Origin of the sequence: Haemophilus parainfluenzae, from assembly GCF_014931415.1 — a bacterium.
Lineage (GTDB): Bacteria > Pseudomonadota > Gammaproteobacteria > Enterobacterales > Pasteurellaceae > Haemophilus_D > Haemophilus_D parainfluenzae_AF.
In genome coordinates this window covers 1,976,076-1,994,590 of sequence record NZ_CP063121.1, presented here as the reverse complement: position 1 = coordinate 1,994,590, position 18,515 = coordinate 1,976,076, and the positions used below count along the sequence as shown (strand labels likewise).

General features: G+C 39.3%; 20 protein-coding genes. 15 read left to right on the top strand and 5 right to left on the bottom strand.

Annotated features, from left to right (window positions below):
* Window positions 1–315 precede the first annotated feature (315 nt).
* The 11 genes from rpmH to rlmC all read left to right on the top strand — a co-directional run bounded on the left by rpmH (window position 316) and on the right by rlmC (window position 9,690).
* Window positions 316–450, top strand: coding sequence for a 50S ribosomal protein L34 (rpmH, locus tag INP93_RS09670; protein WP_005539760.1), 135 nt, complete (start codon window positions 316–318; stop codon window positions 448–450).
* Between the two features lie 12 nt (window positions 451–462).
* Entirely contained in the window at window positions 463–831 is a 369-nt protein-coding gene (gene rnpA / locus INP93_RS09665; RefSeq protein ID WP_014064016.1) for a ribonuclease P protein component, read from the top strand.
* Window positions 786–1,049: a membrane protein insertion efficiency factor YidD gene (gene yidD, locus INP93_RS09660; RefSeq protein ID WP_005695569.1), complete on the top strand. Its 264-nt coding sequence runs from the start codon at window positions 786–788 to the stop codon at window positions 1,047–1,049. Before rnpA ends, yidD begins: the two co-directional genes overlap by 46 nt.
* A complete protein-coding gene (yidC, locus tag INP93_RS09655; RefSeq protein WP_197544794.1) occupies window positions 1,049–2,677 on the top strand; it encodes a membrane protein insertase YidC in 1,629 nt (542 codons plus the stop codon). The genes yidD and yidC overlap by 1 nt, the downstream gene beginning before the upstream one ends.
* 127 nt (window positions 2,678–2,804) lie before the next feature.
* Window positions 2,805–4,163, top strand: a complete 1,359-nt coding sequence (gene mnmE, locus INP93_RS09650) for a tRNA uridine-5-carboxymethylaminomethyl(34) synthesis GTPase MnmE (RefSeq protein ID WP_197544793.1) — start codon at window positions 2,805–2,807, stop codon at window positions 4,161–4,163.
* A 10-nt stretch (window positions 4,164–4,173) separates the two neighbouring features.
* Complete coding sequence (locus INP93_RS09645) at window positions 4,174–4,731, top strand: manganese efflux pump MntP (RefSeq protein WP_197544792.1); 558 nt, start codon at window positions 4,174–4,176, stop codon at window positions 4,729–4,731.
* Window positions 4,732–4,798: 67 nt separating this feature from the next.
* On the top strand, window positions 4,799–6,676 hold the full coding sequence (gene ppiD, locus INP93_RS09640) for a peptidylprolyl isomerase (RefSeq protein ID WP_197544791.1): 1,878 nt from the start codon (window positions 4,799–4,801) through the stop codon (window positions 6,674–6,676).
* Window positions 6,677–6,776: 100 nt separating this feature from the next.
* Complete coding sequence (gene hinT, locus INP93_RS09635) at window positions 6,777–7,127, top strand: purine nucleoside phosphoramidase (RefSeq protein WP_197544790.1); 351 nt, start codon at window positions 6,777–6,779, stop codon at window positions 7,125–7,127.
* Window positions 7,127–7,474 carry a DUF1425 domain-containing protein gene (locus tag INP93_RS09630; RefSeq protein ID WP_005698418.1) on the top strand — a complete coding sequence of 116 codons (348 nt, stop codon included), beginning with the start codon at window positions 7,127–7,129 and terminating at the stop codon, window positions 7,472–7,474. The genes hinT and INP93_RS09630 overlap by 1 nt, the downstream gene beginning before the upstream one ends.
* Before the next feature lie 3 nt (window positions 7,475–7,477).
* The gene (gene nagZ, locus INP93_RS09625) at window positions 7,478–8,521 is read left to right on the top strand and encodes a beta-N-acetylhexosaminidase (RefSeq protein WP_197544789.1); all 1,044 of its coding nucleotides are present in this window, start codon (window positions 7,478–7,480) and stop codon (window positions 8,519–8,521) included.
* Window positions 8,518–9,690 carry a 23S rRNA (uracil(747)-C(5))-methyltransferase RlmC gene (gene rlmC, locus INP93_RS09620; RefSeq protein ID WP_197544788.1) on the top strand — a complete coding sequence of 391 codons (1,173 nt, stop codon included), beginning with the start codon at window positions 8,518–8,520 and terminating at the stop codon, window positions 9,688–9,690. Before nagZ ends, rlmC begins: the two co-directional genes overlap by 4 nt.
* Before the next feature lie 34 nt (window positions 9,691–9,724).
* Here the strand turns inward: rlmC and INP93_RS09615 are convergent, their stop codons facing one another.
* From INP93_RS09615 to INP93_RS09595, 5 genes are all read right to left on the bottom strand, one after another.
* Window positions 9,725–10,558: a metal ABC transporter permease gene (locus INP93_RS09615; protein WP_420026358.1), complete on the bottom strand. Its 834-nt coding sequence runs from the start codon at window positions 10,556–10,558 to the stop codon at window positions 9,725–9,727.
* Complete coding sequence (locus INP93_RS09610) at window positions 10,551–11,402, bottom strand: metal ABC transporter permease (RefSeq protein ID WP_197544787.1); 852 nt, start codon at window positions 11,400–11,402, stop codon at window positions 10,551–10,553. The genes INP93_RS09615 and INP93_RS09610 overlap by 8 nt, the downstream gene beginning before the upstream one ends.
* 3 nt (window positions 11,403–11,405) lie before the next feature.
* Window positions 11,406–12,302 (bottom strand): manganese/iron ABC transporter ATP-binding protein, encoded by an 897-nt coding sequence (locus tag INP93_RS09605; protein ID WP_070582499.1) that lies wholly within the window; start codon window positions 12,300–12,302, stop codon window positions 11,406–11,408.
* On the bottom strand, window positions 12,302–13,183 hold the full coding sequence (locus INP93_RS09600) for a metal ABC transporter substrate-binding protein (protein WP_126471928.1): 882 nt from the start codon (window positions 13,181–13,183) through the stop codon (window positions 12,302–12,304). The genes INP93_RS09605 and INP93_RS09600 overlap by 1 nt, the downstream gene beginning before the upstream one ends.
* 153 nt (window positions 13,184–13,336) lie before the next feature.
* Window positions 13,337–14,212 carry a D-alanyl-D-alanine carboxypeptidase family protein gene (locus INP93_RS09595; protein ID WP_049363744.1) on the bottom strand — a complete coding sequence of 292 codons (876 nt, stop codon included), beginning with the start codon at window positions 14,210–14,212 and terminating at the stop codon, window positions 13,337–13,339.
* A gap of 301 nt (window positions 14,213–14,513) precedes the next feature.
* Between INP93_RS09595 and rlmN the strand changes: the two genes are divergently transcribed.
* The 4 genes from rlmN (at window position 14,514) to ispG (ending at window position 18,515) form a co-directional block, all read left to right on the top strand.
* The gene (rlmN, locus tag INP93_RS09590) at window positions 14,514–15,662 is read left to right on the top strand and encodes a dual-specificity RNA methyltransferase RlmN (RefSeq protein ID WP_049363743.1); all 1,149 of its coding nucleotides are present in this window, start codon (window positions 14,514–14,516) and stop codon (window positions 15,660–15,662) included.
* A 69-nt stretch (window positions 15,663–15,731) separates the two neighbouring features.
* On the top strand, window positions 15,732–16,274 hold the full coding sequence (pilW, locus tag INP93_RS09585; RefSeq protein WP_197544786.1) for a type IV pilus biogenesis/stability protein PilW: 543 nt from the start codon (window positions 15,732–15,734) through the stop codon (window positions 16,272–16,274).
* Between the two features lie 87 nt (window positions 16,275–16,361).
* Window positions 16,362–17,390 carry a RodZ domain-containing protein gene (locus INP93_RS09580; RefSeq protein WP_197544785.1) on the top strand — a complete coding sequence of 343 codons (1,029 nt, stop codon included), beginning with the start codon at window positions 16,362–16,364 and terminating at the stop codon, window positions 17,388–17,390.
* Between the two features lie 18 nt (window positions 17,391–17,408).
* A complete protein-coding gene (ispG, locus tag INP93_RS09575) occupies window positions 17,409–18,515 on the top strand; it encodes a flavodoxin-dependent (E)-4-hydroxy-3-methylbut-2-enyl-diphosphate synthase (RefSeq protein ID WP_197544784.1) in 1,107 nt (368 codons plus the stop codon).

Here is an 18,515-nt window from a genome sequence, read left to right as displayed (position 1 = left end):
GATAAATTATCCTTATGTTATATGCGTATAAAATAAAAGCCGCAAAAGTGCGGTTAAAAATCGAAGAGAATTTTACAATAATTTAGGCAAAAGATCTTCTGTTGCTCATCAAAAAAAGACAAAGTTGCTTGAGATTTTGCCCAAAATCCGTATAATCCCCACGATTTTAGAAGAAACGGAAGATTATTTCGGAATTTTCTCTTTTCTTATTTGACGAAAGCCCAATTTATGATTAAAATTGCGGTCTATTTTTTATAACCCTTGTTGTGTTTTGAATATCAAAACAGTAAACCATTTTGATTTAGGTAGATTACAATGAAACGTACATTTCAACCTTCTGTATTAAAACGTAGCCGTACTCACGGTTTCCGTGCTCGTATGGCAACTAAAAACGGCCGTCAAGTTTTAGCTCGTCGTCGTGCTAAAGGTCGTAAGAGTTTATCTGCATAATCACCGTTTTTAGTGATTAAGCTAAACTTCTCTCGGGAGTTACGATTGTTAACTCCCACTCAATTCAAAAATGTCTTCGAACAACCGTTTCGAGCAAGCACCCCTGAAATTACCATTCTCGCACGCAAAAATAATCTTGAGCACCCACGCTTAGGTTTAACTGTGGCTAAAAAACATCTTAAACGAGCGCATGATCGTAATCGTATTAAACGTTTAGTTCGTGAAAGTTTTCGTTTATCCCAACATAATTTGCCTTCTTGTGACTTTGTCTTTGTGGCGAAACGTGGCATAGGTCAGCTTGATAATCAAACGTTTTTACAAACTTTGGATAAATTATGGGCACGTCACATTCGTTTGGCACAAAAATCCTCATCGCTTTAATTAAGTTTTATCAAGTAGCGATTAGCCCTTTAATTGGGCCGCGTTGTCGTTTTGTGCCAACCTGTTCTTGCTATGGTATTGAGGCGTTAAAAACACATGGATTGTTAAAAGGTAGTTGGCTTACGCTAAAACGTGTATTAAAATGTCACCCCTTAAGCGCCGGTGGATTCGATCCTGTTCCGCCGAAAAAGATTAATAATAACGATGAGAAAAAATAATGGACTCAAGACGTAGCCTATTAGTGCTTGCACTACTCTTTATTTCTTTCCTTGTTTATCAGCAATGGCAACTTGATAAAAATCCACCGGTTCAACAACAGACCACGGAACAAACAACAACCGCCTCTTCTGATGTACCGGCAAGTTCTTCTTCATCTGCCGAAGTAGTGGCAGACTCACAAACCAAAGGTCACATTATTACATTAGAAAATGATGTATTCCGTTTGAAAGTGGATACATTAGGTGGTGATGTAATCAGTTCTGAATTATTAAAATATGATGCAGAATTAAATTCAAAAGAACCTTTCGTTTTATTAAAAGATACAAACGAGCATGTTTACATTGCACAAAGCGGCTTAATCGGTAAAAACGGGATCGATACAAAAGCAGGTCGTGCACAATATCAAGTTACGGGTGATAATTTCAAATTAGCAGAAGGCCAAAATGAACTTTCTGTACCATTAACGTTTGAAAAAGATGGTGCCACTTATCGTAAAATCTTTGTATTAAAACGCGATAGCTATGATGTAGGTGTTAACTTTGAAATTGTGAACCAAAGTGGTAGCACAATTGAAGTTGAACCTTATGGCCAATTAAAACATACATTAGTTGAAAGCAGCGGTAACGTGGCAATGCCTACTTATACTGGTGGTGCATATTCTTCTTCTGAAACAAATTACAAAAAATACAGCTTCAGCGATATGAAAGACAAAAATCTTTCTATCGATACCAAAGCAGGTTGGGTTGCTGTTTTACAACACTATTTCGTATCAGCTTGGATCCCAAATCAAGATGTAAATAACCAACTTTATAGTATTACAGACAGTAAAAATAACGTTGCGTCTATTGGTTATCGTGGTCCAGTCGTTTCTATTCCAGCGGGTGCAACAGAAACAATTACCAGCTCATTATGGACAGGTCCGAAATTACAAAACAAAATGGCTGAAGTGGCTAACCACTTAGACTTAACTGTCGATTATGGTTGGGCATGGTTCATCGCAAAACCATTATTCTGGTTATTAACTTTCATTCAAAGTATTGTATCTAACTGGGGTGTGGCAATTATTTGTGTCACCTTAGTGGTGAAAGCGATTTTATATCCGCTTACAAAAGCACAATACACTTCTATGGCGAAAATGCGTATGTTGCAACCGAAAATGCAAGAAATGCGCGAACGTTTTGGTGATGATCGCCAACGTATGAGCCAAGAAATGATGAAACTTTACAAAGAAGAAAAAGTAAATCCACTTGGCGGTTGCTTACCATTAATCCTTCAAATGCCAATTTTCATTGCATTATACTGGACGTTTATGGAAGCAGTTGAACTTCGCCATGCGCCATTCTTTGGTTGGATTCAAGATTTATCGGCACAAGACCCTTACTACATTCTCCCAATCTTAATGGGCGGATCAATGTTCTTGTTACAAAAAATGTCACCGACACCAGTTGCCGATCCAATGCAACAAAAAGTGATGAACTTTATGCCGTTGATCTTCATGTTCTTCTTCCTCTGGTTCCCGGCAGGTCTAGTACTTTACTGGTTAGTGTCTAACTTAATCACTATCGTACAACAACAAATGATCTACCGTGGTTTAGAGAAAAAAGGGTTACATACCCGTAAAAAATAACAGATAGAAGGCATCGAAAGATGCCTTTTTTCTATCATTGATTGATATATAATCACATGGGCGTATTAATGCGCCCTCTCATTTTTTTATCGCAGATAAAAGTGCGGTCAATTTTTAGTGAGTTTTTATGAAAGAAACAATCGTCGCACAAGCGACAGCGCCTGGTCGTGGCGGTATTGGTATTTTGCGTGTATCAGGCCCAAAAGCGGTTGAAGTTGCACAAGCTGTACTAGGTAAATGCCCTAAACCACGAATGGCAGACTATTTACCTTTTAAAGATGCTGATGGCACAGTTTTAGATCAAGGCATTGCGCTTTATTTTAAATCACCTAATTCCTTTACTGGTGAAGACGTACTGGAATTACAAGGCCATGGTGGACAGGTGGTATTAGATTTGTTGCTAAAACGAATTTTACAACTTGATGGTGTTCGTCTTGCGCGTCCAGGTGAGTTTTCTGAACAGGCTTTTTTAAATAATAAATTAGATTTAGCTCAAGCAGAAGCCATTGCCGATTTGATTGATGCGACTTCAGAGCAAGCCGCTCGTTCTGCCTTAAAATCGCTACAAGGTGAATTTTCTAATAAAGTGAATCAGTTGGTGGATTCTGTTATTTATCTTCGTACTTATGTGGAAGCGTCGATTGATTTTCCCGATGAAGAAATTGACTTTTTGGCAGACGGTAAAATCGAAGCAAAATTACGAGAAATCATCATTCAGCTTGATTTAGTCCGTAGCGAAGCGAAACAAGGCTCGATTTTACGTGAAGGGATGAAAGTGGTGATTGCCGGTCGTCCAAATGCAGGTAAATCAAGTTTACTGAATGCTTTAGCGGGCAGAGAAGCGGCTATTGTGACAGATATTGCAGGGACGACGCGTGATGTGTTGCGTGAGCATATTCATATTGATGGCATGCCTTTACATATTATTGATACTGCAGGGCTTCGTGAAGCGACAGATGAAGTTGAACGTATCGGGATCTCGCGTGCGTGGACTGAAATTGAGCAAGCCGATCGTATTATCTTAATGTTAGATAGTAGCGATCCTGATAGCCAAAATATTGAAAAAGTGCGGTCAGAATTTTTATCAAAATTGCCGAATAACATGCCGGTAACCATTGTTCGTAATAAAGTAGATTTAAGCGGTGAGGCAGTTGGACTAAAAGAAGAAAATGGAACAACGACCATTTGTTTATCGGCTCAAACGCATCAAGGCGTAGATTTATTACGTGAGCATTTAAAACAGGCGATGGGCTTCCAAACCGGCATGGAAGGTGGCTTCTTAGCACGTCGACGTCATCTTGATGCTTTAGAAAAAGCGGCCGAACATTTACAAATTGGGTTAGTTCAGTTAACCGAGTTTCATGCAGGTGAATTATTGGCGGAAGAACTTCGTTTAGTACAAGCTAATCTCAGTGAAATTACGGGGCAATTTACCTCGGATGATTTACTCGGAAATATTTTCAGTTCTTTCTGTATTGGAAAATAGGTTTTAGGTTATGACTTTTCATATGTTGTGGGTCATAGCTTTGGGGCTTTCTATGGATGCATTTGCGGTATCCATTTCCAAAGGTTTGGCAATGCGCGCTTTTCGATGGAAACAAGCACTGGCCATTGCATGCTGTTTTGGGCTATTTCAAGGCATTATGCCGGCAATCGGCTATGTTGTGGGGCTACAATTTAGTCAGATGATTCAAAATTGGGATCATTGGATTGCCTTTGCTTTACTTGCGATTATCGGTGTGAATATGATTCGAGAAGGACTTAGCTCGGATGATGAACCTGCGCTCTCATTGATTAGTTTAAAACACTTGCTAACACTTGGAGTGGCAACGAGTATTGATGCGTTAGCCGTCGGTGTCTCTTTTGCTTTTCTTTCCGTGGACATTTTGTTGGCTGTCTTCATCATTGGTTTAATCACCTTTGTTATCCCTTTTATTGGTGTAAAGAGCGGTCATTTTTTAGGGAAAAAATTCAAAAGCAAAGCAGAGATTTTTGGCGGTTTAGTGTTATTAGTCATGGCTGTGAAAATCCTACACGAACATGGTGTTTTTTAAGTGCGAATTTTCGCCTTTTAGATTATAATCTTACGAACTTTGTCTTTTTTAAAAGGGTAATAATTGAATGTTAATTGAAAAAATGCATGGCATCGCCCATAGCTTTATCGGAAAAGCGATCTTTGCTTTAATTCCAGTTTCATTTTTGATTGGTGGGATGTCAGGTTATCTATATAGCAGCAATGATAGTTTTGCCGCAAAAGTAAATGGCGAGACTATCTCTCAACAAGATTTCTTAAATCGTTATAACCAAGAGTTTGAAGCGCGAGCACAACAAGAAGGCGAGAGCTTCCTAGCGAAAACTGATTCAGTGGAATTTGTAACTGCACTTCGTCAAAATTTAATTCAACGTTTGGTGGATCAAGAATTAATCCGCCAATATGCCAAAGAATTAAAATTAGGTGTAAGTGATGAGATGATCAAACGTGCGATTGTGAGCGATCCTAACTTACAATCTAACGGTAAATTTGATAACGCGCGTTATCAACAATTATTGACTCAAAATGGTTTAACATCCGATACTTATGCGGCTATTTTACGTAATGCATTAACACTTGAACAAATGCAAAATGGTTTGGCTGACAGTGAGTTTGTTGTACCAGCCCAAGTAAAAGATAACGCACAAGTCTTTTTCCAAAAACGTATCGCTCGTCTTGCAACTCTTCCATTAGCCGATGAAATTGCAAAACAAAAAGTAACGGACGAAGAAATTAAAGCGTATTACGATGCGAATGCGAAGTCACTTGTTCAACCTGAACAAGCGAAAGTGCAATATATTAGCGTTTCGGCAAATGCATTAGGTAAATTACAACCAGTAACTGAAACACAAATTGCGCAATATTATCAAGAAAATAAAGCGCAATTCATTAGCCAAAAATTAGCACATATTCAATTATCAACTGAGAAAGAAGCGGATGCCGTTTATCAAGAACTGCAAAAAGGCGCTGATTTTGCTGAGTTAGCAAAATCAAAATCTCTAGATAAACTTTCTGGTGCTCAAGGCGGTGAATTAGGTTGGGTAAAAGACAACGAATTACCAAAAAACTTTGAAGATGCGGCATTATTATTAAATGTAGGCCAATACAGCACACCGGTTAATGTGGATGGGGCTTACCATATTATTTTAGTGCAAGATCGTAAAGAACGTAGTTTAGAAGAAGTGAAAGAACAAATCGCAGAGACTGTACGTAAAAACTTAGCAGAAAGCCGTTTCCAAGCGGTAGAAAAAGCGGTTCGTGAAAAAGCAGCAGAAAGCAGCGATTCTTTAGCTGCGGTAGCTGAAGCGGCAGGTGTGAAAGTAGAAGAAACGGATTACTTTGGTAAAAATAATGTCCCTGCGGCATTAAATTTCCCAAATGTAACTTCTGCTATTTTTGAATCTGATATTGCAAACGGCGGTGCAAATTCTGAGCCATTAACTGTAGGTGAAAATGAATTTGTAGTGGTACGTATCGTGGATCACAAAGATGAAGGTTTACAAAGCCTTGATGAAGCAAAATCAACGATTGAGCAATTCTTAAAACGTGAAAAAGCCGATAAAGTATTAGCTGAAAAAGCAGAGCAAGCGGTTAAAGCACTATCAACTGATCCTACCAAATTACCAGCAGGTATTAGTTTTAGTGAACCACAAACCTTTACATTAATGGATAATAAAGATCCAATGCTTTATGAAGGTATATTTGCTATTGCTAAACCACAAGATGGTAAAGTAGCTTATCAAGTTGCTCGCAACAGCAAAGGTGATATAGTTGTGGTTGCTCTTGAACGTGTAGAAGAACCTACTTTAACTGAGCAAGAATTAGCGAAATTTAGCACTCAACTACTTCTTGCACGTCAAGGTGAATTGCAAGGACAGTTAATGCAAGCATTACGTGAAAAAGCACAAATTGAGATTAATAACACCTTTATTAATCAAGATGATTCAGAAGAAGGTGCCTCTCACTAAGTTGATTGAAATATCATTCATCATCAATTTCTGATGGAAAATAAAAGCAAAGTGCGGTAAATTTTGACCGCACTTTTTTATATAAAATAAGGAGAAGACCATGGCTCAAGAAACCATTTTTAGTAAAATTATTCGCAAAGAAATTCCTGCCAATATTGTTTATCAAGATGAATTAGTGACCGCATTCCGTGATATTTCACCACAAGCGAAAACCCATATTTTGATTATCCCAAATAAAGTGATTCCAACGGTGAATGATGTGACAGAACAAGATGAAGTCACCCTAGGTCGCTTATTTACGGTCGCGGCTAAAATCGCTAAAGAAGAAGGCATTGCCGAAGACGGTTACCGTTTAATTGTGAACTGTAATAAACATGGTGGACAAGAAGTATTCCATATTCATATGCATCTTGTTGGTGGTGAACCTTTAGGTAGAATGTTGGAGAAATAATGAAAAAGATCCTCATTACAGCAACGGTATTATTTTTAACGGCTTGTTCATCTGCACCAAATATTGTGGGAACCAATAAGCCAATTTTAAATATGGCGGCAAATTTAGCACCAGCTTTAGATGTTGATTTGTCGGATAATACCGCGGCTTTAAAAAATAAAACTACGCAACAGCTCAATGTGCTTTACCATCTTTATTGGTATAACACACAAGGTGTAACGCAAGTTTGGCCGAATCAGCAAGAAAGCCAATCAGGCAATATTTTATTGCAACCGCAAGAAAAGAAAGTGTTTGAACTACCAAAACCAAGCACAGAAAGTACCAATTATCGTCTTTACTTACAATAGGTTATGTCCACATTATTGATTGACCTTGAAGGTCATGAGCTCAAACAAGAAGAAGTTGACTTACTGGAACATCCTTTAGTTGCCGGTATGATTTTATTTACCCGCAATTTTTATGATCGTCAGCAAGTTCAAGCGTTAATTAAATCTATTCGTCAACGAGTGAAAAAGCCTTTATTGATCACGGTCGATCAAGAAGGTGGTCGTGTGCAACGTTTCCGTGAAGGTTTTACTCAGCTCCCCGCGATGCAAGCTTTTGCGGCATTAGTTAAGGATTCAACTCAGCAACAACAAATAGTAAAAGAGGCGGGTTGGCAAATGGCAGCTGAAATGGTGGCGCTAGATATTGATTTGAGTTTTGCTCCCGTGTTGGATTTGGGGCATGAATGTCGTGCGATTGGCGATCGTAGTTTTGGCTGTGATGTAAAAAGTGCGGTCAATTTGGCAGCCGCTTTTATTGATGGTATGCACCAAGCAGGGATGGCAACAACAGGAAAACATTTCCCTGGGCACGGCCATGTTTTAGCCGATTCTCATCTTGAAACCCCTTATGATGAGCGTGCAAAGGAAGCGATTTTTAATCATGATATTTTGCCATTCCAGCAATTAATTCAACAGAGTAAGCTTAATGCGATTATGCCGGCTCACGTGATTTATACACAATGTGATAGCCAGCCAGCAAGTGGTTCGAGTTATTGGTTAAAAGAAATTTTGCGTAAACAGTTAGGCTTCCAAGGGACGATTTTCTCTGATGATTTAGGCATGAAGGGAGCTGGTTTTATGGGCGATTTTGTGGCTCGCAGTGAAAAAGCCTTGAATGCTGGTTGTGACTTATTATTGCTTTGTAATGAACGTGAAGGTGTCATTCAAGTGCTTGATAATCTCAAGTTAGAGGAAACCACAGAGCATTTTGCAGCACGCCAAACTCGCTTGAAATCGCTCTTTAAACAAAAATCCTTTGATTGGTCAGAACTCACTAAAACTTCACGTTGGATTGAAAATCATCAAAAACTGACCGCACTTCAACAAGAGTGGCTTGCTTCTAAATGATTGATTGCCATCATTATCAAAAAGGCGATTGCCGTTCTTGTCAATGGCTTGATATGCCTTATGAACAGCAACTAGCCAAGAAAGAAGAGCATCTTAAACAACAACTTGCCAAATTAGATTGTGATAATTTAATTTGGCATCCGCCTTTTTATTCCTCCGAGTCAGCTTTTCGTAATAAAGCCAAAATGGTTGTGAGTGGCGCGGTAGAACGTCCCATTCTAGGTATTTTACAAGACCCGAATGATCCACAAAGTGCGGTAGATTTATGTGATTGTCCGCTTTATCCACAACGCTTTGTAGAACTATTCCCAATTCTAAAAGATTTTATTGGACGAGCGGGTTTAGTCCCTTATAACGTGGCTAAACAAAAAGGTGAGCTCAAATATATTCTGCTCACAGAAAGCCAACATACAAAAAAATTAATGTTGCGTTTTGTATTACGTTCAGAAACTAAACTATCGTTAATTCAACGTGAATTTGCAGGCTTATTGGAAAAATTACCACAACTTGAAGTGGTGAGTGTGAACATTCAACCACAGCATGCTGCGATCTTAGAAGGTGAGAAAGAAATCTTTTTGACGAACCAACATACTTTATTGGAAAGTTTTAATGCTATTCCGCTCTTTATTCGTCCTCAAGGTTTCTTCCAAACAAACCCACTAGTAGCACAAGGCTTATATGCAACGGCGCAAGATTGGGTACAAGATTTGCCGATTACTAAACTTTGGGATCTCTTTTGTGGCGTTGGAGGTTTTGGACTGCATTGCGCTAAAGCTTTACAGGATAAACATCAACAAGAAGTGGAATTGACCGGGATTGAAATTTCGCCATCTGCTATTCAAGCGGCGACTCAATCCGCTCAGCTGTTAGGATTAAATAACGTTAAATTTCAATCATTGGATGCGGCTAATTTTGCTTTAGCACAAGATGAAAATAAACCGGATTTGGTGATCGTCAACCCACCTCGTCGAGGCATCGGAAAGGAACTCTCTGAATTTCTCAATGAAATGCAACCGCACTTTATTCTTTATTCTAGTTGCAATGCGATTTCCATGGGAAAAGATTTGCAACATCTAACCAATTATAAACTTACTCAAATTCAATTATTTGATATGTTCCCGCATACAGCGCATTATGAAGTACTGGCATTGTTGGAGCTCAATCCTTAATAAAAAAAGCTAACATCTCTGTTAGCTTTTTTATTTAAAAATTTAACCGCACTTTTATTTTGCTATAAACCAGGGCAATTAAGAAAAATACAGCCTGTAACAAAATAATGCATGCACCAGTAGATGCATCAAAATGATAGCTAAGTAGGACGCCTAGTAGGCTTGCAGTCACTGCGCTGATGATAGCAATAACAAGCATCTTATCGAAGCGATTCGTTAGTGTGAGAGCTGTGATGCCGGGTGCAATGAGCATGGCTACAACCAAAATCACCCCAACAACTTGCATCGTACTCACAATGGTGAGTGCAAGTAGTGTGAGTAGTCCATAATGTAATAATTTAGGCGAAAGACCTGCAACACGGGCATGGCTAGGGTCAAAGCAGTAGAGGAGAAAATCACGACGCTTTAAGCCTAGTAAAATAAAAATGATTAAGGCAATGATTGCTGTTTGAATCAGCTCTTCTCGGCTCACGCCTAATACATTACCGAATAAGATATGTGTGAGATGTTGTGAGGTTTGGATTTTGGTGAAAAGTACCAAACCAATGGCAAACATGCCAGAAAATATAATCCCCATCGCAGTATCTTCTTTGATACGGCTGTTTTCTTTTAAATAACCTACGCCTAATGCACAGGCAATACCAGAGACAAATGCACCGATCACTAATGGAATACCGGCTAAAAAAGCTAAGACAATGCCAGGTAGGACAGCATGAGAAATGGCATCCCCCATCAATGACCAGCCTTTCAACACCAAATAGCAAGAGAGTAGTGCACAGATGACGGCAACCACAAATGCGGTGAGTAGCGCATTTTGCATAAAGGCAAATTGAAATGGCTCAACGAAAATGGTGAACATCTCAGTCATGAACCACCGCCTTACGTCGTTTTTGACTGATTAATCCGTATTTAGGCGAGAATAGAAAAGCCAATAAAAATAACAAGGTTTGCAATGTTACGATGACACCACCTGTTGCGCCATCCAGATAATAGCTTAAATAGACACCGACGAAACCAGTGATTGCGCCTAATGCTACGGCAATTTTGATAAGAGTTTTGAACTTGTCAGTAAGTAAATAGGCGGTTGCGCCAGGTGTGATTACCATAGCAATCACTAAAATCGCCCCGACAGTTTGTAATGCAGCAACAACACAAGCACTCAAGAGTGTAAAAAAGAGAACTTTGTAAAATAGTGGTGAAAGTCCAACTGTAATTGCTTGCGTTTCATCAAAGAAAATCAGTAACAGATCCTTCCAAAAAATAAGCAATAAGACCAAGCAAATCAACATAATGATGGCTACTTGATAAATATCTTCATCGGCAATCCCGAGGATATTACCGAGAATAATATTTTGCACGTTTATTGAAGTTGGATTCAGAGAAATAATCAGCAGTCCTAGGGCAAAAAAGGTACTGAAAATAAAGCCGATAACGGCATCTTCTTTGAGTTTAGAAATGGATTTGATCCATAAAATGGAAAGTGCGGCCAAAATTCCGGCAAAAAAAGCACCTAAAGCATAGGGGAGTGAAAAGGCATAAGCTATCGCCACACCAGGAACCACGGAATGAGAGAGTGCGTCGCCAATTAATGACCAGCCTTTCAACATTAAATAGGCAGAAAGAAAGGCACAAATGCCGCCAACTGCGGCACTTATCCACATGGCTTTTTGCATATATTCATAGGAGAAAGGTTCCAGTAAATATTCAAGCATGACTTATTCCTTGTCAGACGGAGGTAGACGACAGGATTTTACAGCCGTTGCAGGCGGATCATTTTTGGTTTCGCCATAGAAGACAACAGGGCGCTCATCATCCGTAAGCACGGTGACTGCACGTTTATCTTCATCATTATGCAGATCTTCACCCAATAATTTGATGTGCCGTAATACACCACCAAAGACTTTTTCCAAATTATGCTGATTAAATGTATCTTCTGTTTTACCGGCAGCAATCACAGTACGGTTAATCATTACCACTTGGTCACAGAAGTCTGGTACAGAGCCTAAATTGTGGGTAGAGACTAAAATTAAATGGCCTTCAGCACGTAATTGGCGAAGGAGTTCCACAATGGCATTCTCAGTTTTAACATCTACACCTGTAAAAGGTTCATCGAGTAAGATAATCTTACTTTGTTGTGCTAATGCTCGAGCCAAAAATACGCGTTTTTTCTGTCCACCAGAAAGCTCGCCGATTTGTCGTTCAGCTAAATGCTCGATGTTTACTCGTTGCATCGCTTCGAGCACTTTTTGTTTATCTTCCGCTTTTGGAATACGCAAAAAGTTCATATAGCCATAACGCCCCATCATGACAACATCATAAACGGAGACTGGAAATTGCCAATCGACTTCTTCCGCTTGCGGCACATAGGCAACCAAATTTTGTTTCAATGCTCGATTAATTGGCAAACCACAAAGCGCAATATTGCCTTGCTGTGGCTTGATTAAGCCCATGATGCTTTTGAATAGCGTTGATTTTCCGCTCCCATTTACGCCGACAAGAGCACAGATGGTTCCCCCTTGTAATGCAAAGGTAACATCATAAATTGCAGTGTGCCCGTTGTTGTAACGCACGGTTACATCATTAACGGAAATAGAAGCGGAAAGTTCAGTCATTATTTTTCAAATCCTTTGACTATGGTGGATACAGTGACATTCAGTAAGTCAATATAAGTTGGTACAGGACCGTCAGCGGCAGAAAGAGAATCGACATAAAGCACGCCGCCGTATTTAGCACCGCTTTCTTTCGCTACCTGTTGAGCAGGTTTGGCTGACACGGTACTTTCACTAAATACCACTGGAATATGATTTTTTTTCACTAAATCGATAAGTTTACGTACTTGTTGAGGCGTACCTTGTTGTTCTGCGTTAATTGGCCATAAATAGCCTTCTTTGAGATCGTAATCTTTCGCTAAATAACTAAAGGCGCCTTCACTGGTCACTAACCAACGTTGGTCGGCAGGAATTTTTGAGAGTTTTTCACGTAAAGGTTTATCGAGCTGTTTGATTTTTTCTGCATACGCTGCTGCATTTTTTTGATAAGTATCAGCATTTTGCGGATCGTATTTAACTAATGCATTTTTAATATTTTCGACATAAATCAACGCATTAGATGGCGACATCCAAGCGTGTGGGTTAGGGGCATCTTTATAAGGGCCTTCATAAATAGAAAGTGGCGTGATGCCTTCGGTTACCACAACGGCTGGTTTGTCTTTGATATTTTGGAAGAAACGCTCAAACCAACGCTCTAAATTTAATCCGTTCCATAAAATTAAATCAGCAGATTGAGCTTTTACAATATCTTTAGGGGTCGGTTCATACTCGTGAATTTCTGCACCAGGTTTGGTGATAGATTCCACCGTCGCGGCATCGCCCGCAACATTTTGTGCGATATCCTGAATAACCGTAAATGTGGTCACCACTTTAAATTTCGCTTCGGCTTGTAAAGCTGCTAAACCTAGAGCGATAACAGATAGGCTTTTAAATAAATGCTTCATTAGATCTCCTTAAAAATAATGATTGATTAGCATTCTGCAGAATAATATCATTTTTTATAAGATTTTCAAATGAAAATAATTATCAAATCGATAGGTGATTAAAATTAAAAAGCGGAAAATATTGTGCAAAATTGACCGCTCTTTTTGAAATGATTAACCACCAACTTGTTGGATTAGGCGATCCATACCCGCTTCATCATAGCCTTCTTCATATTGGGCTTCATCAACGGTAAAGTTGTGCATGCTACGCCCTGCGATACAACCGTATTGTTCCAATTTTCCTTTAGTAAAGTTAGTACGAAACGCTGATGAATGGTTATTTAAACTGATCACCCCAATGGTCGCGCGATTACATGGATTTTTATTCACAAAGACTAAATTATAACCAGATTCGCGAATATAACCGGTTTTATTAATTGCCGCATCAAACACTTCTTCACGCACTAATTTATTGGTGTTTTTAACAAAAACGCTACGTCCGCCAGCTTGAATGAAAGCACTTGGCATATTCGAGAGGTTTTTGATTTGTGCTTTGTTAAGAGAGTATTTAGCCAGTTTTACGAGATCCATCACACTTGAAATGTTGCTGTCGGATAAACCAGAACTATCTGAAAAGCGGGTAGAGCGCATACCTAATTCTCTCGCTTTCTCATTCATTTTTTGGATAAATTGCAAACGGCTCATGCCTGCAGAGCGAGAAAGGGCGTGAGCAGCATAGTTATCAGAATGAACGAGCATCGCTTTTAATAATTCATTACAAGAAATTGGCGTGTATTTTGGTAATTTTGTATGTGTGCCTTTAATGTAATCGTAATCGTCGTCAGTAATCGATGCAGTACAATTTGCGTTTCGATTATTTTCAAGAAACACATTTGCAGTCATTAACTTGGTGACGGATGCGATAGGTTGAACGTGATTCGGTGAGCTACTTTCGAGCACGCGATCATGGGTGAAATCATACACGACATAAGATTGTGCTGTTGCCATTGCTGGCACTAAACACAATACAGAAAGCACTTTTTTTAACATATCTTTTAATATAGCCAACTTAGAGAATAAAACAAAGCTTACATTCTATCAGTTTTTGTAAGGGTTTGGGATGTGTGAAAGAGAAAAAATTTAAAGTTTTTTAACCGCACTTTTTTCTTTTGTTTTTTGATTTTTGCGATAGCGATCGCAAAGAAGTGCGGTCAAAATTTTCTTTGTTTTTCAAATCTGCTAGCTTATCCGTTGGTAAATCTGTAAAATCTCGGCTCATTTTTAATATGCGAATTTTTTGTTGCTCAATTCTGAGTAACATCATCGCCGTAATGTGTAATAACGAGGCTTTATGTTAGAACAACCCCTTTCATCCGAAACGAATACAAAAAAGATTAACTTAATGGATTTAACGCGTCAGCAGATGCGTGAGTTTTTTGCTGAATTAGGCGAGAAACCATTTCGTGCGGATCAATTAGTAAAATGGATTTATCATTTTGGCGAAGATAACTTCGACAATATGACCAATATTAATAAAAAATTACGAGAAAAATTAAAAGCGGTTGCTGAAATTAAAGCGCCAGAAGTGGCGGTCGAGCAACGTTCTGCAGATGGCACCATTAAATGGGCGATGCAAGTAGGCGAACAGCAAGTTGAAACGGTCTATATTCCTGAGGCGGATCGCGCAACACTTTGTGTTTCTTCTCAAGTAGGCTGTGCCTTAGCTTGTACCTTCTGTTCAACAGCACAGCAAGGCTTTAACCGTAATTTAACGGTGTCTGAAATTATCGGTCAGGTTTGGCGTGCATCAAAAATTATTGGTAATTTTGGTGTGACGGGTGTACGTCCGATTACCAATGTGGTGATGATGGGCATGGGTGAACCTTTGTTAAATGTGGCCAATGTTGTACCCGCGATGGAAATTATGCTCGATGATTTCGCGTATGGATTGTCTAAACGACGCGTGACGTTATCTACTTCAGGTGTCGTGCCAGCGCTCGATATGTTACGAGATAAAATTGATGTGGCATTAGCGATTTCACTTCACGCACCGAACGATGAATTGCGTGATGAAATTATGCCTATCAATAAAAAATATAACATCAAAATGTTGATGGATTCGGTACACAGATACTTAGAAGTATCGAATGCTAACCATGGTAAAGTGACAATTGAATATGTGTTATTAGATCACGTGAATGATGGTACAGAGCATGCGCATCAATTAGCTCAAGTGTTAAAAAATACCCCGTGTAAAATTAACTTGATTCCATGGAACCCGTTCCCAGAAGCGCCTTATGGTAAAAGCTCAAATAGCCGTGTCGATCGTTTCCAAAAAACCTTAATGGAATACGGCTTTACTGTTATTGTGCGTAAAACCCGTGGTGATGATATTGATGCCGCTTGTGGTCAGTTGGCGGGCGATGTAATCGACCGAACCAAACGTACAGCAATGAAACGTAAGTTTGGCGAAGGTATTGACGTAAAAGCTGTTAACTAAGCTAAATATAGCAATACTTGTAAAGGGAAAATGGCCTGGAGAAGAGTGATAAGATAGAGGAGTGATAAGATGAAATTAATCCCAATTAACATTCTAAGTGCGGTCATTTTTCCTTTTGTTTTTTCTGCTTGCGTTTCTCAATCTTCAGTCGATTTTAATAAACAACAAGCAGCCAAAGCGCGCGTTGAGTTGGCATTAGGCTATCTGCAACAAGAGGATTTTGTTCAAGCAAAACTTAATTTAGATAAAGCCTTTGAACATGATGACCGCTATTATCTTGTGCACTCGGCACTTGCGCATTTTTATCAATTACAAGGCGATACGGAAAAAGCGAAGCAAGCTTATTTACAGGCGATTAAGTTAGACGATAAGCAAGGTGATGTGTATAACAACTTCGGTGCTTTTTTATGTGGGCAAGGTGAGTTTGAACAAGCTTATTCACAATTTAATGCGGCACTCGCTGCACCGAATTACTATCATCAAGCTGATACTTACGAAAATATGGCACTTTGTGCTTTTGCCGGAAAACAAACCGATGTTTATCAACAAGCGTTGGATAAATTACGCCAAGTTGATCCTTCTAGAGCGGAAAAGCTCCGCACGCTCAAATAATCATTGCCAAAAGCCCCTTTCGACTTTAAAATTTGGTATTTAGTTTTTTATTTCTATTTCTATTTCTATTTCTCTATTTTTATACCTATGAATACAATCGTCGAACAAACTGAAACAACTGAAATCTCCTTTGGGGATAAACTTCGCCAAACACGCGAAGCACTAAACCTTTCTCTAGAAGATGTGGCAAAGGCTATTTCTTTACGTCCAAGCATTTTGGCAAAATTAGAAAATAATGAATTTGTCCAAAAAAATGTACCTTCAACCTTTTTGAGAGGTTACGTTCGCAGTTATGCGAAATTTTTACGTATTCCTGATGCTGAATGGACACATTTAACTTTTGGTGAAGCACATAAAAATGATTTAAGTAAAAATACACGTGCGACTCGTTCAGTTAACCAATATTCTTCTCACAGCCGTTGGGTAGGCACACTCACAACAATTATTTTACTCGCTGCTGTTGGAATGACTGGCTTATGGTGGTGGCAAAATTATCAAAAATCAAACGAAGAACGTGATAATTTAGTGCAAACCTACGTTGAAAAAGAAAAAACAGCAGAGCTACCGGCTACTCATTCGAATGAAATTCCAGTAACAGTAAATAGTCAGCCTGCGGTGTCAAGCAATGAAACTACGTCTGTAGCGGAAAAAACAAATAATGCTGCTGAACCCGCTGTTTCAACGACTCAAGAAAATCAAGCTCAAACAGGAAACACAGAAGTTTCAACCTCAGCAACTTCAGCACCTACCGTTGAACAAGCGCAAGCACCTGTTGTGGAACAAACGTTACCTAACACAGAACCAACAACAGAGAAAACCGTGCCAGATACACAAAGTGCGGTTGAAAACCCCGCTATTTCTGAAGCACCAACTACAGTGAAAGGCGACCTCGTTATTGAGATCACGAAAAATTCAAGCTGGATTAGTGTGAAAGACAAAAACCGTAAAGTATTAGCGCAAAAAGAATATAAACAAGGTGAAACCTTAACCTTTAATGGTGATGAATATGCCTTGATTATCGGTGCGCCAGGTAACGTTCGCATTACTTATAAAGGCGAAGCGTATCCGCTTACCGTTGATGGCCGTGTGGCTAAATTTAAATTACCAAAACCTTAACGAATAATTTACGAAAGAATGTCAGCAGTAAAACCTACTATCAAGCGTCGTGAATCGACAAAAATTTATGTGGGCAATGTACCAATCGGTGGTGATGCACCGATTGCCGTACAATCCATGACAAATACTCGCACAACGGATGTTGAAGCGACCGTTGCACAGATTAAATCTTTGGAACGCGTCGGCGCAGATATCGTGCGTGTTTCTGTACCTACCATGGATGCCGCCGAAGCGTTTAAAATCATTAAACAGCAAGTGAATGTGCCATTAGTGGCGGATATTCATTTTGACTATCGTATTGCGTTAAAAGTGGCTGAATATGGCGTGGATTGTTTGCGTATTAATCCAGGCAATATTGGTCGTGAAGATCGTATTCGAGCAGTGGTGGATTGCGCACGCGATAAAAATATCCCTATCCGTATTGGTGTCAATGCTGGCTCATTAGAAAAAGATATCCAAGAGAAATTTGGTGAGCCAACACCTGAAGCCTTATTAGAATCAGCATTACGCCATGTTGATATTTTAGATCGTTTAAACTTCGATCAATTTAAAGTGAGCGTAAAAGCATCTGATGTCTTCCTTGCGGTGGAATCTTACCGTTTACTGGCAAAAGCCATTAAACAGCCGTTGCATTTAGGGATTACGGAAGCGGGCGGTGCACGTGCAGGAGCAGTGAAATCTGCAATTGGTTTAGGTATGTTATTAGCGGAAGGTATTGGTGATACCTTACGTGTCTCTTTAGCCGCCGATCCTGTAGAAGAAATCAAAGTTGGTTTTGATATTTTAAAATCATTACGTATTCGTTCTCGCGGGATCAACTTTATTGCTTGCCCAACTTGCTCACGTCAAGAATTTGATGTAATTGGCACCGTGAATGCACTGGAACAACGTTTAGAAGATATTATCACCCCAATGGATGTGTCTATTATTGGTTGTGTGGTAAATGGCCCTGGTGAAGCATTAGTGTCTGACCTTGGCGTGACCGGTGGTAATAAGAAAAGTGGTTATTATTTAGATGGCGAGCGTCAAAAAGAACGTTTTGATAACGACGCAATTATTGACCAATTAGAAGCTAAAATTCGTGCCAAAGTTGCACAACAAGATCCAAAAAATCGAATTATTTAA

Coding starts and splice junctions, on each gene's coding strand:
- ppiD (WP_197544791.1), top strand. CDS start 4,799: ATGTTAATTGAAAAAATGCATGGCATCGCCCATAGCTTTATCGGAAAA.
- mnmE (WP_197544793.1), top strand. CDS start 2,805: ATGAAAGAAACAATCGTCGCACAAGCGACAGCGCCTGGTCGTGGCGGT.
- INP93_RS09595 (WP_049363744.1), bottom strand. CDS start 14,212: ATGTTAAAAAAAGTGCTTTCTGTATTGTGTTTAGTGCCAGCAATGGCA.
- INP93_RS09645 (WP_197544792.1), top strand. CDS start 4,174: ATGACTTTTCATATGTTGTGGGTCATAGCTTTGGGGCTTTCTATGGAT.
- INP93_RS09580 (WP_197544785.1), top strand. CDS start 16,362: ATGAATACAATCGTCGAACAAACTGAAACAACTGAAATCTCCTTTGGG.
- rpmH (WP_005539760.1), top strand. CDS start 316: ATGAAACGTACATTTCAACCTTCTGTATTAAAACGTAGCCGTACTCAC.
- rlmC (WP_197544788.1), top strand. CDS start 8,518: ATGATTGATTGCCATCATTATCAAAAAGGCGATTGCCGTTCTTGTCAA.
- pilW (WP_197544786.1), top strand. CDS start 15,732: ATGAAATTAATCCCAATTAACATTCTAAGTGCGGTCATTTTTCCTTTT.
- hinT (WP_197544790.1), top strand. CDS start 6,777: ATGGCTCAAGAAACCATTTTTAGTAAAATTATTCGCAAAGAAATTCCT.
- rlmN (WP_049363743.1), top strand. CDS start 14,514: ATGTTAGAACAACCCCTTTCATCCGAAACGAATACAAAAAAGATTAAC.
- nagZ (WP_197544789.1), top strand. CDS start 7,478: ATGTCCACATTATTGATTGACCTTGAAGGTCATGAGCTCAAACAAGAA.
- yidC (WP_197544794.1), top strand. CDS start 1,049: ATGGACTCAAGACGTAGCCTATTAGTGCTTGCACTACTCTTTATTTCT.
- INP93_RS09615 (WP_420026358.1), bottom strand. CDS start 10,558: ATGACTGAGATGTTCACCATTTTCGTTGAGCCATTTCAATTTGCCTTT.
- ispG (WP_197544784.1), top strand. CDS start 17,409: ATGTCAGCAGTAAAACCTACTATCAAGCGTCGTGAATCGACAAAAATT.
- INP93_RS09630 (WP_005698418.1), top strand. CDS start 7,127: ATGAAAAAGATCCTCATTACAGCAACGGTATTATTTTTAACGGCTTGT.
- INP93_RS09605 (WP_070582499.1), bottom strand. CDS start 12,302: ATGACTGAACTTTCCGCTTCTATTTCCGTTAATGATGTAACCGTGCGT.
- INP93_RS09610 (WP_197544787.1), bottom strand. CDS start 11,402: ATGCTTGAATATTTACTGGAACCTTTCTCCTATGAATATATGCAAAAA.
- yidD (WP_005695569.1), top strand. CDS start 786: ATGGGCACGTCACATTCGTTTGGCACAAAAATCCTCATCGCTTTAATT.
- INP93_RS09600 (WP_126471928.1), bottom strand. CDS start 13,183: ATGAAGCATTTATTTAAAAGCCTATCTGTTATCGCTCTAGGTTTAGCA.